The following is a 13,170-nucleotide window of genomic DNA, read 5'->3' as shown; positions in this document are numbered from 1 at the left end:
GATGCGGCGCAGGCCCGGTGCAGGCGCCGAAACCAACCCCCGTTTCTAAATCAGGAGATGCAATGAAACTTCGTCCTTTGGCCGATCGCGTGATCGTCAAGCGCATTGAAAGCGAAACCAAGACTGCCTCGGGCATCGTGATCCCCGACAACGCGGCTGAGAAGCCGGATCAGGGCGAAGTCCTGGCCGTCGGCCCCGGCAAGAAGAACGACAAGGGCGACATCGCAGCGATGAGCGTCAAGGTCGGTGACCGCGTCCTGTTCGGCAAGTACAGCGGCCAGACCGTCAAGGTCGACGGCGACGAACTCCTGGTCATGAAGGAAGACGACCTGTTCGCGGTCGTCGAGAAGTAATCCCTTCCCCCTTCATCCCCCTCACAAACTGAATCTCGGAGAAATCACATGGCAGCAAAAGACGTAGTCTTCGGCGGCGAAGCCCGCGCGCGCATGGTCGAAGGCGTGAACATCCTCGCCAACGCAGTCAAGGTCACCCTCGGTCCCAAGGGCCGCAACGTGGTGCTCGAGCGCTCCTTCGGCGCCCCCACCGTGACCAAGGACGGCGTGTCGGTCGCCAAGGAAATCGAACTCAAGGACAAGCTGCAGAACATGGGCGCCCAGCTCGTGAAGGAAGTGGCTTCCAAGACCTCGGACAACGCCGGTGACGGCACCACCACCGCGACCGTGCTGGCCCAGGCCATCGTTCGCGAAGGCTTCAAGTACGTGGCCGCCGGCATCAACCCGATGGACCTCAAGCGCGGTATCGACAAGGCTGTTGCAGCCCTCGTCGACGAGCTGAAGAAGGCTTCGAAGGCCACCACCACCTCGAAGGAAATCGCGCAAGTCGGCTCGATCTCGGCCAACAGCGACGAAACCATCGGCAAGATCATCGCTGACGCGATGGACAAGGTCGGCAAGGAAGGCGTCATCACCGTCGAAGACGGCAAGTCGCTCGACAGCGAACTCGACGTCGTCGAAGGCATGCAATTCGACCGCGGCTACCTGTCGCCCTACTTCATCAACAACCCCGAAAAGCAAAGCGCGATCCTCGAGAACCCGTTCGTGCTGCTGTTCGACAAGAAGATCAGCAACATCCGTGACCTGCTGCCGACGCTCGAACAAGTCGCCAAGGCCGGCCGTCCGCTGCTGATCATTGCTGAAGAAGTCGAAGGCGAAGCCCTGGCGACGCTGGTGGTCAACACCATCCGCGGCATCCTGAAGGTCGTGGCCGTCAAGGCACCTGGCTTCGGCGACCGCCGCAAGGCCATGCTCGAAGACATCGCCATCCTCACGGGCGGCAAGGTCATCGCTGAAGAAGTCGGCCTGACCCTCGAGAAGGTGACGCTGGCTGACCTCGGCCAAGCCAAGCGCATCGAAGTGGGCAAGGAAAACACCATCATCATCGACGGTTCGGGCGCTGCTGCCGACATCGAAGCCCGCGTGAAGCAAGTCCGCGTGCAGATCGAAGAAGCCACCAGCGACTACGACCGCGAAAAGCTGCAAGAGCGCGTGGCCAAGCTGGCCGGCGGCGTTGCAGTGATCAAGGTCGGCGCTGCCACCGAAGTCGAAATGAAGGAAAAGAAGGCGCGCGTCGAAGACGCCCTGCACGCTACCCGCGCTGCAGTGGAAGAAGGCGTTGTGGCTGGCGGCGGCGTGGCTCTGCTGCGCGCCAAGCAAGCCGTGGGCGACAAGGTCAAGGGTGACAACGTCGACCAGGACGCTGGCATCAAGCTGGTCCTGAAGGCTGTTGAAGCGCCCCTGCGCGAAATCGTGAACAACGCCGGCGGCGAAGCCTCGGTGGTCGTGAACGCGGTTCTGGCCGGCAAGGGCAACTACGGCTTCAACGCACAGAACGACACCTACGGCGACATGCTCGAGCTGGGCATCCTGGACCCGACGAAGGTCACCCGCACGGCTCTGCAGAACGCAGCTTCGGTGGCTTCCCTCCTGCTGACGACCGAAGCCATGGTCGCCGAAGCACCGAAGGAAGAATCCGCTGCCGGCGGCGGCATGCCCGACATGGGCGGCATGGGTGGCATGGGCGGCATGGGCATGTAATTCACGCCCGGCTTCCAGCCAACGAAAAAACCTCGCAGCGAAAGCCGCGAGGTTTTTTTTCGCGCGCGATTTGCGGAAAGCGCTCACACTGGGCCTTCACGAAACGGAGACCGGCGATGAACACGCAGCGCATCGAATCCCCCGCCACGGCCATCATGTCGCGCCGGCCGGCATTGGTCCTTCTCGCAGCGCTGGCGCTCTTCCCTTCAGCCGCCGTTCTCGGAGCCGAAAAGGCGGTCGTGATACCCCCGCCCGCAGACGACCCGGTCGCAGCCACCGCGCCAGCTTCGGAGACCGCCGTGATTGCGGGAGGCTGCTTCTGGGGCGTGCAAGGCGTGTTCCAGCACGTCAAGGGCGTAAGCAACGCGGTGTCGGGCTATGCCGGCGGCGAGGCGGGCACTGCCCACTACGACATGGTCGGCATGGGCAATACGGGCCACGCGGAATCGGTCCGAATCACTTTCGATCCAAAGCAGATCAGCTACGGGCAGATCCTGCAGGTCTACTTCTCGGTCGCCCATGATCCAACGCAGCTGAATCGGCAGGGGCCGGACACCGGCACGCAATACCGCTCAACGATCTTTCCATCGAACCCCGAGCAGGCGCGCATCGCCAAGGCCTACATCGCGCAGCTGGACGGCGCGAAGGTCTTCGGCAAGAAGATCGCCACCACGATCGAACCTCTCAAGGCCTTCTACCCGGCAGAGGCCTATCACCAGGACTTCATGACCCGCAACCCGGACCACCCGTACATCTCGTACAACGACCTGCCGAAGGTCGACAACCTGAAGCGGGTGTTTCCGGATCGCTATCGCGTGAAGCCGGTCCTGGTGGGCTCCGGCGCGTGACGCTCAGATGCCTGCTGGCTGCGGCTGCGGCGGTGGTCCGTAGGCGTTGGATTCGGTCTGGCTCGGCTGCACGGTGAAGTAGAGAAGCACCAGTCCGCCAACGACGGGGATCAGCCCGATCAGCAGCAGCCACGCGGACTTGCCCACGTCATGCAGGCGCCGGGCACCTGCCGCCAGCAGCGGCAGCAGGAAGGCAAGGACCACGAGCAGGTAGAGGTAGTCGTTGATGAAGCGGGCGACGAAGGAAAGGATCACGTACGCCAGGACGAACCACCAGTATTCGGGCCGCGAGGCGCGGCCCGAAAAGTCGACGTACTTGCGAAAGCAGGTCTGGACGGCCTGTTGAAAGTTCATGAGCAACTCCTCTCGATGATTTCCCAGGGGACACCCCCTCGGCCATCATATCGAGCAGTGCTGCGAATGCCGATGACGGCGTTCAGACGCGTGGGCGCAGCCTCTTCAGCAGCCCCGCGGTAGATGCGTCCAGCCCCTCGACGTTGCCCGACGCCAGCCGAGGCTCGATGTCCTTGGCCAGCACCTTGCCGAGTTCCACGCCCCACTGGTCGAAGCTGTTGATGCCCCACACCGAGCCGCTCGTGAACACGCGATGCTCGTACAGCGCGAGGAAGGCGCCCAACGATTCGGGGGTCAGCTTGTCGAACACGAAGAAGCTGCTCGGCCGGTTGCCCGGGAAGTTCTTGTGGCCGCCGGCATCGGCCTGCCCGACCATCAGGGCCTGCGCCTGCGCGAGCGCATTCGCGAGCAGCTTGGGATGATGGCCTTCGAGGTCGTGCGCCGCATCGCGCACCGCGATGAACTCCAGAGGAATCACATCGGTGCCCTGATGCAGCATCTGGAAGTAGGCATGCTGCCCGTTGGTGCCGGGCTCGCCCCACAGCACCGGCGACGTCCCGAACGCCACCGGCTTGCCGTCCATGTCCACCTGCTTGCCATTGCTCTCCATCTCGAGTTGCTGCAGATAGGCCGGCAGCCGCCGCAGCGAGCTGTGATACGGCGCGATGCAGCGGCTTGTGAAGCGGTGGAAGTCGCGATACCAGACATCGAGCAGGCCAAGCCGCACCGGCAGGTTCTGTTCGAGCGGCGCGGTGAGGAAATGCTCGTCCATCGCACGCGCACCGGCCAGCAGCCTTCGGAAGCCGTCCGAGCCGATCGCCAGCGCAATGGGCAAGCCAATCGCAGACCACAGCGAATAACGGCCGCCCACCCAGTCCCAGAAACCGAAGGTGGTCTCGATGCCGAACTCGCGCGCGGCCTCGACGTTGGTGGTGAGCGCCGCGAAATGGCGCGCGATGTCGACACTGCCCGACTGCTCGAACCAGCGCTTGGCGGAGCGCGCATTGGCCATCGTCTCGGCCGTGGTGAAGGTCTTCGAAGCGATGAGGAACAGCGTGTGCTCCGGCGCAAGCCCGCGGAGCACCCCATCGAGCTCATGGCCGTCGACGTTGGAGACAAAGTGGAAGCGCTTGCCGCGTGCGACATCGGCTTCGAGCGCCAGCACGGCCATCTGCGGCCCGAGATCCGATCCGCCGATGCCGATATTGACCACGTCGGTGATCGTGTGGTCCGCGCGGACCTCCTCGGCAAAAGCCAGCATCGCTGCCAGCGTCGCCTGCACATCATTGAACGCCGACACCAGGCCCGCATCGATCGCGGCACCCTGGGGCGTGCGGAGCAGCGTATGCAGTACCGCGCGGTTCTCTGTTGCATTGATGTGCTTGCCGGCGAACATCGCGTCGCGATGTGCTTCGAGACCTGTCTCGCGGGCCAGGGCCAACAGCAGCGATTCAGTCCGCGCATCGATCAGGTTCTTCGAAAGATCGGCAAAGACATAGGGCGCCGATTGGCTCAATTCGCCGAAGCGACCTGCATCGTCCGCGAACGCGCGGCGCAGGTCGAAGCCCTTGCCGCTTGCGTCATAGTGCGCCTGCAGCGAAGCCCAGGCCGCCGTTCTGTCGCCGCGCGTGCGTTGCATCGTCAGGCTCCCATGAGTTTCTCGAGCTTCACCGCGTCGGCGGCAAAGGCGCGAATGCCTTCGGCAAGCTTCTCGGTGGCCATGGCGTCCTCGTTCAACGCATAGCGGAATGCCGGCTCGTTCAACACGACCTTCGGGATGTCCATGCGCTTCGCGGCTTCCACATCGAGTGCGTGCGTCAACGGCGCTTCGCTCGCGGCGAGTTCCGCGAGCAGCTCAGGGCTGATGGTCAGCAGATCGCAGCCAGCAAGCGCCGCGATCTGACCCACGTTGCGGAAGCTCGCACCCATGACCTCAGTCCGGATGCCATGCTTCTTGTAGTAGTCGAAGATCGTGCGCACGGACTTCACGCCCGGGTCGTTGGCGCCGGCGTTCTCCGCCTCGTTCCAGTTGCTGCCTGCCGACTTCTTGTACCAGTCGTAGATGCGACCGACGAAAGGCGAGATGAGTTGCACCCCGGCCGCTCCGCAGGCCACCGCCTGCGCGAACGAGAACAGCAGCGTCAGGTTGCAATGGATGCCCTTCTGCTCGAGCCGGCGCGCCGCTTCGATGCCCTCCCAGGTGGAGGCGACCTTGATCAGCAGACGCTTCTCGACATCGACGCCTTCGGCGCGGTAGAGCGCCACGATGCGCTCCGCGCGGGCAATGGTGGCTTCGGTATCGAAGCTCAAGCGTGCATCCACCTCGGTGGAGACGCGGCCGGGAATGATCGAGAGGATCTCGGTGCCGAAGCGCACCAGCAGGCGGTCGATGACCTCGTCGATGGGCTTTCCGTCTTGTTTGCTGACCGCTTCGTCGAGCAGCGGCCGGTATTCCGGCTTCTGCACCGCCTTCAGGATGAGCGACGGATTGGTCGTCGCATCTCGCGGCTTGAACTGGGCGAGTTGGCGGAAATCACCGGTGTCGGCTACCACGGTGGTCCATTGACGGAGGGTATCGAGTTGGTTCATGCGGCCATTATCCCGCTGCAAAACTACAGCTCGTGTGGTCCCCGGCTGACGTGGGCCGGTGTCTCGCGTCACTAATCTTGGCCTCCCACTGACCTTCTCTCAGCTTCAGGAGGAACCCCCATGGGTCAACGCACTCGCCGGGCACCGCCGGCCCCAGCCGCATTCGATGATCGCGCTGTCAGCGCCTCGATCGGGACGCTGGCGACCGCCTTTTGCGTTGGCGGCGCCCTGACGCTGCTGGCGCTCAACACCGCGCGCAATGCACGCAACGGCACGATCGCCGGCCCGGCGGATGGCGCGCCGCTGATGCGCGCCCCCCTCCAGGTGGTCGCGCCGGTCGATCTCAAGCGCTATGTGGGCCTCTGGCACGAGCAGGCGCGCTTGCCCAACCGCTTCGAGAAACAATGCGCCGGCCCGGTAACCGCTGAATACACATTGTTGGACGACGGCAACGTGCAGGTGCGCAACCGCTGCATTCTTGACGACGGACGATTCGACGAATCCGTCGGCATTGCGCGCGTGGTGAACGTCCCGGGCCAACCGGGCGCGGGCCGACTCGAGGTGCGTTTCGCGCCCGACTGGCTGGCGTGGCTGCCCGTGGTCTGGGGTGACTACTGGATCCTGAAGCTGGACCGCGACTACCAGGTCGCGCTGGTGGGCACGCCCGATCGCAGATACCTCTGGGTGCTATCACGCGCGCCGGTGCTTGACGTGGCCGCGCTTGACGCGGAACTCGACTACGCGCGCACGCTCGGCTTCGATGTCGACAAAGTGGTGCTGACCGGCAAATAGGCGGCCAGTTGCGTCGGCACCTGGCTTGGCCGCTCGCAGTGGATCGCCTTCCAGCCCAGCTCGCGGGCAGCGGCAACGTTGGCGGCGGAGTCGTCGATGAAGACGGTCTCCGCGGCATCGAGCTTGTATCGCTCAGTCAGCAGGTCGTAGATACCGCGCTGCGGCTTCACGATCTTCACGTCGCCGGAGAAGATGCCGCCATCGAACCAGGTGAAGAAGGCATGGCGATATTCGAGCACGCGTGCGTAGGGCTCCGGCATGTTCGAGAGGTAGTAGAGGCGAAGGTCTTCGCCCGCATCTCGCCGGTCGCGCAGGCTCGCAAGCAGGTCCACCGTGACCCCGATGGGCTCCAGCCTCTCGCCCATGGGCGCGAGCACCTCGCTGAGTCGATCTCCCGGCAGCGAAAGACGCAGGGCCATCCGGCCGATCGCATCATCGAGCGAATGCGTGCCGCGGTCGAAGCCGAGCCAGTCCTCGTGGTGGAACATCTGGCTCGCGAGCGCGTGTGCCGCGTCAGCTGTGGGTGCGTGCGCCGCGAAATGGGTCTGCACCAGCGCCACCGGCTCCCAGGTCAGAAGAACGGCACCGAGATCGAAAACAACATTCATAGGGCAACGGGCACGATGGAGACGCCGTGGTTGGTCAGGGACAGGTGGGTCTCCGCGCCGGCGGCAAGTGGATGCACCAGGTCGGTGGACACGACGAAGACCGAACCGAGCGCGGTGTCAAAAGCATACTCGTAGAAGTTGCCGAGGAAAGACGCCTTGCGCACCGTGGCGGGCAAGCCCACCGCCGCACCGATGTACCAGGCTTCCGGCCGCACTGCGACCTTGACGATGCCGGGCGCGACCGCGTGGCGCGGCGTCAACATCAACGGGCCCATCTGCACGCGTCCGTCCGGCTGTGCGAGCGCGGGGAACACCATCGCCTCGCCCATGAAGCCCGCGACGAATTCGCTCTCCGGATTGCCATAGAGCTGCTCGGGCGTGCCGCGCTGGGCAATCACGCCGTGGTCCATCACGATGATCTGGTCGCTGACCGCCAGCGCCTCGCTCTGGTCGTGCGTGACATAGGCCACCGTGAGTTGCAGGCGTTGCTGCAGGTTGCGGATTTCCTCGCGCATCTCGCGGCGCAGGCGCGCGTCGAGGTTGGAAAGCGGCTCGTCGAACAGCAGCACCGCGGGCTCCAGCACCAGCGCACGCGCGAGCGCCACGCGTTGCTGTTGCCCGCCCGAGAGTTCGCTCGGCAGGCGCGTGTCGAAGTCGACCAGCCCCACGCCCTTGAGCGCATCGCGCGCCCGGGCACGGGCCTCGTCCTTGCGCACGCCGCTCATGCGCAAGCCGTAGCTGACGTTCTCGATGACGTTCATGTGCGGGAAGAGCGCATAGCTCTGGAACATCATGCTCACGTTGCGCTCGGAAGGCGCGAGGTCGGTGACGTCGCGTCCGCCCATGATGATCGAGCCCGATGTCGGCGACTCCAGTCCCGCGATCATTCGAAGCGTCGTGGTCTTTCCGCAGCCGGAAGGGCCGAGGATCGTGGTCAGCGTGCCGGCCGGCACCTCGAAGCTGATGCCCTTGACCGCGAGCGGCGCATCTGCGCTCTTGCCATAGCGCTTGGTGACGTTGCGGAATTCGATGCCGTTGCTCATGGTGTCCTTTGATTCAGGTCGCGACCGGGACGGGCGCCGGCGCGTCGGCCTTGCGTCGGCCCAGCTTCCTCTCGCCGACGAGCAGCTGCACGAGCATGATCGCCGCGGCCATCAGGATCATGAGCACCGTGCAGTACGCGAGCGCGACGCCGTAGTCGCCGTTGCCGACGCGGCCGATGATGTAGGTGGTCGCCAGCTCGTTCTCGGCCGTGACCAGGAAGATCACCGCGCTCACCGTCGTCATGGCGCGCACGAAGCTGTAGACCAGCGCCGCCGCCAGCGCCGGCTTCAACAGCGGCAGCACCACCTTGAAGAGCGTCTGCGAGGTCGATGCGCGCAGCATCAGCGATGCTTCATCCAGCGAACGGTCGATCTGCTTGAACGCGGCGGTGCCCGCTCGCACTCCGACCGGCAGGTTCCGGAACATGAAGCACAGCACGATGATGAGCCCCGTGCCGGTGAGTTCGAGCGGCGGCACGTTGAAGGCGAGGATGTAGCTCACGCCGAGCACCGTGCCCGGTATGGCGAAGGCCAGCAGTGCCGCGAACTCGAAGGCGCCCTGCCCCCTGAACTCGTTGCGCGAAAGCAGCCACGCAATCAGAAGACCGAATGCCGCGGTGAACGGCGCGGAAATGCCCGCGAGCTTGACCGTCGTGATGAGCGAATTCCACGCGGTACCCGCCCACACCACGCCGAACTGGCCCCATTCGAGCGCGAACGCCGTCCTGAAGTGATTGAGCGTGAAGGTGTAGTCGCGTCCCCATGTCTGTACGAAGCCGCCCGCGAAAGCGAAGAGATAGACCACCACCGTGAACAGGATCCACGGCAAGGCAATGCAGTAGATCGCGCGGCGCACGCCATCCGGCAACGGCATCGCGATGCCGGCATCTCCCTTGCCGCTCACCGTGGTGTAGCTGCGCCGGCCGAGCAGCCCGCGCTGGAGCGCGAACACCGCGAGCGCGAAGAAGGTCAGCACCCAGGCGAGCGAAGCGGCACGACCCTGGTCGTACTGCGCACCGACGATCGCGAAGAAGATGTCCGTCGACAGCACCGAGAACTGGCCGCCGACCACGATCGGGTTGCCGAAGTCCGCGATGCTTTCGATGAAGCCGACGAGGAAGGCATTCGCGAGTCCGGGCTTGATCAGCGGCAGCGTGACCGTGAAGAAGGCACGTCGACGGTCTGCACGAAGCATCAGCGCCGCCTCCTCCAGGCTCGGGGCCACGCCTTGCACCACGCCACGCATGATCATGAAGGCGATCGGGGTGAAGGCGAAGAGCTGGGCGACCAGCACGCCCGGCATTCCGTAGAACCAGCGCGTGGGCTCTATTCCGAAGGCGCTTTCGAGCAACTGGTTGACCACGCCCGCGCGGCCAAAGAGCAGGATCAGCCCCAAGCCGACCACGAAGGGCGGCGTGATGATCGGCAGCAGCGCGAGCACGCGCAGAGGTGCCTGCCAGCGGCGGCTGCCGCGTTCGGCCATGAGCGCCATCAACGTGCCGAGCAAGGTCGTGCCCGCTGCCGTGAGAAGTGCGAGCACCAGCGTGTTCCATGCGACTCCGCATCGAACCCCGCCCGAGAGACAGCCCAGCCCCCATACGCGCTCGGTGGCGATGCGGGCGAGGAATGCAGCGGACGACCAATGCCCGTCTTCGTCGATGAAGGCACCGGCCAGCGCCTTGCTCACTGGATAGGCGATGAACACCGCCATCAGTACGCCCGACGCGATCACCGCGCCGGCAACGAACAGATCGCCCTTGAAGAAGCCCAGGCGTGCGATTCCGAACGCCGCAAGCAGCACCAATGCCGAGAAGGCCACGAACCCGCCCGCGCCCATCCCAAACTGGTTCACCGACAGCTCCCCGAGCTGCGTGTTGAGGGCCGCGATCGACCACCCCCTCGCGCCGATGAGAAAGCCGCTCAACGCAAGGCCGATGCTCCCCACCGCGCCACCGATGAACAGCAATTGCCCCTGCACGCGTCCGGCGCGAAGCAGGCCGCCCAACAGGCACACCGCCAGTCCGATAAGGCCGATGTAGAGCCAGCTTCGGCCCTGGAGCGCTGCCTGGATCACGCCGTTTGCCGCTTCGCCTTCGCTGAACACCTGAGGGATCACCTCGTACCACGAGGTGTCCTGAATCGCATACCAGGGCAATGCGAGGTAGCCGATCAGACCCGCGACGATGCAGGTCCAGATCGATCGATTGGGGCTGCGCCGCCCTTGCGAGATCGACGACACGCTATCGCGGCAGCGAGTTGACGTCCTTTTCCCAGCGCGCGATCAAACGCTTGCGCTCGGCGCTCGCGCCGTACTTCGCGTAGTCGTAGTTGATCATCTTGATCTTCTTGAAATCGGGCACGTTGGGATCGACCGGCGTGGTCTTGTTCGAAGGCAGCTGATATTGCTTCGCCGCTGCACCGAAGGTCTGCGCCTGCGGCGTGAGCGCCCATTCATAGAACTTCTTCGCCTGGTCGAGATTGCGCGCGCCCTTCACGATGCTCATGGAGCCGATCTCCGCGCCGGTGCCCTCGGAGGGCGTCGTGGTCTCGACGGGGAAGCCCTGCATCTTCTCTTGCGGCGCGTCGTGGATGAAGCTGATGGAGACCGCCGTCTCGCCGCGCGCCACCGCCTTGATCGGGCCGGTTCCAGAGCGCGTGTACTGGCCCACGTTGCGGTGCAGGCCCTTGAGGTACTCGAAGGCCTTGTCCTCGCCCATCAACTGGACGAGCGTGGCGATCATCGTGTAGGCCGTGCCGCTCGATGCCGGATTCGCCACCTGGATGTCGCCCTTGTATTCAGGCTTGAGCAGGTCGGCCCAACTGCGTGGCACTGGGAGCTTCTTCTTCTGAATGAGCTCGGTGTTGTAGCCGAAGCCCAGCGGGCCGGAGTAGATGCCCACCGTCCTGTAGCCCGACTGCTGGGCCTGCTGCTGTGCCCACGGATAGAGCTGCGGCAAGGTCGGCGACTTGTATTCGAGCGTGAGGCCCATCTCTGCAGCCTGCAGGTGCGGATCGCCCGTGCCGCCGAACCACACGTCGGTCTTCGGGTTGTCCTTCTCCGCGATGAGCTGCGCGAGCGCCTCGCCCGAGCCTTTGAGCGACATGTTGAGCTTGACGCCAGTGGTGCGCGCATACACGGTCGCGATCATGTTGCACCACTCGGCCTGCACCGAACAGATCACGTTGACGGTCTGAGCCGATGCGCCCGCCGAAGCGCCGATCAGTGCCGCTGCAGTTGCCATTTGCAAGGTTTGCACGAGCTTGTTCTTCATCTGGTCCTCATTCGGAAAACAAAAATGGCCCCCGCGGGCCGCCTTCAGCTTATCGCGTGGTCATCAATGGCCGGATCGGTACAAGTACCATTCGCTGGCAAGCTTCATGCTCGCGCCTTCGCAACCCTAGGGATGTATCCATGAGTTTCGATCTCGTACTTTTTGGCGGTACCGGCGACCTCGCATGGCGAAAGCTGATGCCTGCGCTTTTCCAGGCATTCCGGCACGGGACGCTGCCCGAGGGGGGCCGCATCATCGGTATCGCGCGCGACGAACTGGACGATGACGCCTATCGCAAGCTGATCCAGGACCGCTTCAACGCGGTCGAAGGCGCCAAACGCCCCTCGGCCGAAGAGTTCAAGAAATTCGCGTCCCTGCTCGACTACCTGCGCATGGATCTTTCGCAACCGGCCGATTACGAAAAACTTGCCCGGTTGTTGAAGGCACGCAACGCCAACGTGGTCGTGATGTACCTTGCAACCGCGCCGGCACTTTTCACGCAGGTGGTCGAACAGATCGCAGCGGCCGGTCTCAACGGCGAGCAGACGCGCGTGGTCCTCGAGAAGCCGCTGGGCCACGACCTGGCATCCAATCGCGCAATCAACACCGCAGTGCGCAAGGTACTTGCCGAGCAGCAGGTGTTCCGCATCGACCACTACCTCGGCAAGCCTTCGGTACAGAACCTGTTCGCGATGCGCTTCGGCAATGCGCTGTTCGAGCCCATCTGGCGCCGCGAGCACATCGCCAACATCCAGATCACGATCGCGGAAGACCTCGGCGTCGAGAAGCGCGGGGCCTTCTACGACCAGACCGGCGCACTGCGCGACATGGTGCAGAACCATGCGCTGCAACTGGTCTGCGCGGTCGGCATGGAGCCGCCGATCAACGCGCACGCCGACGCGATCCGCGACGAGAAGCTCAAGGTGCTGCGCGCCCTCAAGCCATGGACCGCGGAGTCAATCGGGATGCACGCGATTCGCGGCCAGTACACCGCAGGCACTGCCTATGGTGAGCGCGTGCAGGGCTATCGCGAGGAACCCGGCGTCGACCCGGACAGCCGGACCGAAACCTTCGTCGCGCTGCGCACCGAGATCGCCAACTGGCGCTGGGCCGGCGTGCCGCTCTACATCCGCACCGGCAAGCGGCTCGCATCGCGCGACGCGCGCATCGAAGTGAGCTTCCGGCAAACGCCGCATGCCATCTTCCGCGCGCCGACGAATTCGGTGAACAAGCTCGTCATCAACCTGCAGCCCAAGGACGGGCTGGAGCTTCACATGCTCGCGCAGGCGCAGGACAACCGGCAGCGCAACGGGAATCGCCATGCGGGGCCTCAACTCGCGCCGGTGCAGCTCGACCTCGACTTCGACAAGCGCTTCGGCTCGGAGCGCGTGGGGGCGTATGAACGGCTGCTGCTCGACGTCATCGACGGACGGCTGAACCTCTTCGTGCGCAGTGACGAGCAGGAAGAAGCATGGCGCTGGGTCGAGCCGCTGATCGAGAGCTGGAATTCCGACGGCGCGCCGCGGCCGTATGCCGCTGGCACGTGGGGCCCGAGCGCCTCAAGCGCGATGATCGCCCGCGACGGCTATGCCTGGGGCGAGGAACAGTAG

12 protein-coding genes are annotated in these 13,170 nt (G+C 64.6%); 5 read left to right on the top strand and 7 right to left on the bottom strand.

Annotated features, from left to right (window positions below; translation table 11 throughout):
• The first annotated feature begins 62 nt into the window (after positions 1 to 62).
• The 3 genes from groES (at position 63) to msrA (ending at position 2,902) form a co-directional block, all read left to right on the top strand.
• Positions 63 to 353: a co-chaperone GroES gene (groES, locus tag FHW64_RS08360; RefSeq protein WP_088955835.1), complete on the top strand. Its 291-nt coding sequence runs from the start codon at positions 63 to 65 to the stop codon at positions 351 to 353.
• Between the two features lie 48 nt (positions 354 to 401).
• On the top strand, positions 402 to 2,054 hold the full coding sequence (groL, locus tag FHW64_RS08355; protein WP_184524979.1) for a chaperonin GroEL: 1,653 nt from the start codon (positions 402 to 404) through the stop codon (positions 2,052 to 2,054).
• Positions 2,055 to 2,170: 116 nt separating this feature from the next.
• A complete protein-coding gene (msrA, locus tag FHW64_RS08350) occupies positions 2,171 to 2,902 on the top strand; it encodes a peptide-methionine (S)-S-oxide reductase MsrA (RefSeq protein WP_260303719.1) in 732 nt (243 codons plus the stop codon).
• A 3-nt stretch (positions 2,903 to 2,905) separates the two neighbouring features.
• Here msrA and FHW64_RS08345 read toward each other — a convergent pair whose 3' ends face one another.
• The 3 genes from FHW64_RS08345 to tal all read right to left on the bottom strand — a co-directional run bounded on the left by FHW64_RS08345 (position 2,906) and on the right by tal (position 5,845).
• Positions 2,906 to 3,256 carry a DUF805 domain-containing protein gene (locus tag FHW64_RS08345; protein ID WP_184524977.1) on the bottom strand — a complete coding sequence of 117 codons (351 nt, stop codon included), beginning with the start codon at positions 3,254 to 3,256 and terminating at the stop codon, positions 2,906 to 2,908.
• Positions 3,257 to 3,338: 82 nt separating this feature from the next.
• Positions 3,339 to 4,895 carry a glucose-6-phosphate isomerase gene (gene pgi / locus FHW64_RS08340; RefSeq protein WP_184524975.1) on the bottom strand — a complete coding sequence of 519 codons (1,557 nt, stop codon included), beginning with the start codon at positions 4,893 to 4,895 and terminating at the stop codon, positions 3,339 to 3,341.
• 2 nt (positions 4,896 to 4,897) lie between these two features.
• Positions 4,898 to 5,845 carry a transaldolase gene (gene tal, locus FHW64_RS08335; RefSeq protein WP_184524973.1) on the bottom strand — a complete coding sequence of 316 codons (948 nt, stop codon included), beginning with the start codon at positions 5,843 to 5,845 and terminating at the stop codon, positions 4,898 to 4,900.
• Positions 5,846 to 5,965: 120 nt separating this feature from the next.
• Here tal and FHW64_RS08330 point away from each other — a divergent pair, with 120 nt between their 5' ends.
• Positions 5,966 to 6,637, top strand: a complete 672-nt coding sequence (locus FHW64_RS08330; protein WP_184524971.1) for a lipocalin family protein — start codon at positions 5,966 to 5,968, stop codon at positions 6,635 to 6,637.
• Here FHW64_RS08330 and FHW64_RS08325 read toward each other — a convergent pair.
• From FHW64_RS08325 to FHW64_RS08310, 4 genes are read right to left on the bottom strand one after another with little or no spacing between them, the layout of a single operon-like run.
• On the bottom strand, positions 6,583 to 7,245 hold the full coding sequence (locus FHW64_RS08325) for an HAD family phosphatase (RefSeq protein WP_184524969.1): 663 nt from the start codon (positions 7,243 to 7,245) through the stop codon (positions 6,583 to 6,585). The two genes, FHW64_RS08330 and FHW64_RS08325, sit on opposite strands and share 55 nt — an antisense overlap.
• Positions 7,242 to 8,288, bottom strand: a complete 1,047-nt coding sequence (locus tag FHW64_RS08320) for an ABC transporter ATP-binding protein (RefSeq protein WP_184524967.1) — start codon at positions 8,286 to 8,288, stop codon at positions 7,242 to 7,244. Before FHW64_RS08320 ends, FHW64_RS08325 begins: the two co-directional genes overlap by 4 nt.
• A 13-nt stretch (positions 8,289 to 8,301) precedes the next feature.
• Complete coding sequence (locus tag FHW64_RS08315; RefSeq protein WP_409350615.1) at positions 8,302 to 10,518, bottom strand: ABC transporter permease; 2,217 nt, start codon at positions 10,516 to 10,518, stop codon at positions 8,302 to 8,304.
• Positions 10,519 to 10,528: 10 nt separating this feature from the next.
• Positions 10,529 to 11,560, bottom strand: coding sequence for an ABC transporter substrate-binding protein (locus FHW64_RS08310; RefSeq protein WP_184524964.1), 1,032 nt, complete (start codon positions 11,558 to 11,560; stop codon positions 10,529 to 10,531).
• Positions 11,561 to 11,700: 140 nt separating this feature from the next.
• Between FHW64_RS08310 and zwf the strand changes: the two genes are divergently transcribed.
• Complete coding sequence (zwf, locus tag FHW64_RS08305) at positions 11,701 to 13,170, top strand: glucose-6-phosphate dehydrogenase (protein WP_184524963.1); 1,470 nt, start codon at positions 11,701 to 11,703, stop codon at positions 13,168 to 13,170.

The organism is Variovorax sp. Sphag1AA (assembly GCF_014192575.1).
GTDB lineage: Bacteria > Pseudomonadota > Gammaproteobacteria > Burkholderiales > Burkholderiaceae_C > Variovorax.
Note: the sequence above shows the minus strand (reverse complement) of the source record. Positions and strands in the feature narration are given on the sequence as shown.

Coding starts and splice junctions, on each gene's coding strand:
- groES (WP_088955835.1), top strand. CDS start 63: ATGAAACTTCGTCCTTTGGCCGATCGCGTGATCGTCAAGCGCATTGAA.
- groL (WP_184524979.1), top strand. CDS start 402: ATGGCAGCAAAAGACGTAGTCTTCGGCGGCGAAGCCCGCGCGCGCATG.
- msrA (WP_260303719.1), top strand. CDS start 2,171: ATGAACACGCAGCGCATCGAATCCCCCGCCACGGCCATCATGTCGCGC.
- FHW64_RS08345 (WP_184524977.1), bottom strand. CDS start 3,256: ATGAACTTTCAACAGGCCGTCCAGACCTGCTTTCGCAAGTACGTCGAC.
- pgi (WP_184524975.1), bottom strand. CDS start 4,895: ATGCAACGCACGCGCGGCGACAGAACGGCGGCCTGGGCTTCGCTGCAG.
- tal (WP_184524973.1), bottom strand. CDS start 5,845: ATGAACCAACTCGATACCCTCCGTCAATGGACCACCGTGGTAGCCGAC.
- FHW64_RS08330 (WP_184524971.1), top strand. CDS start 5,966: ATGGGTCAACGCACTCGCCGGGCACCGCCGGCCCCAGCCGCATTCGAT.
- FHW64_RS08325 (WP_184524969.1), bottom strand. CDS start 7,245: ATGAATGTTGTTTTCGATCTCGGTGCCGTTCTTCTGACCTGGGAGCCG.
- FHW64_RS08320 (WP_184524967.1), bottom strand. CDS start 8,288: ATGAGCAACGGCATCGAATTCCGCAACGTCACCAAGCGCTATGGCAAG.
- FHW64_RS08310 (WP_184524964.1), bottom strand. CDS start 11,560: ATGAAGAACAAGCTCGTGCAAACCTTGCAAATGGCAACTGCAGCGGCA.
- zwf (WP_184524963.1), top strand. CDS start 11,701: ATGAGTTTCGATCTCGTACTTTTTGGCGGTACCGGCGACCTCGCATGG.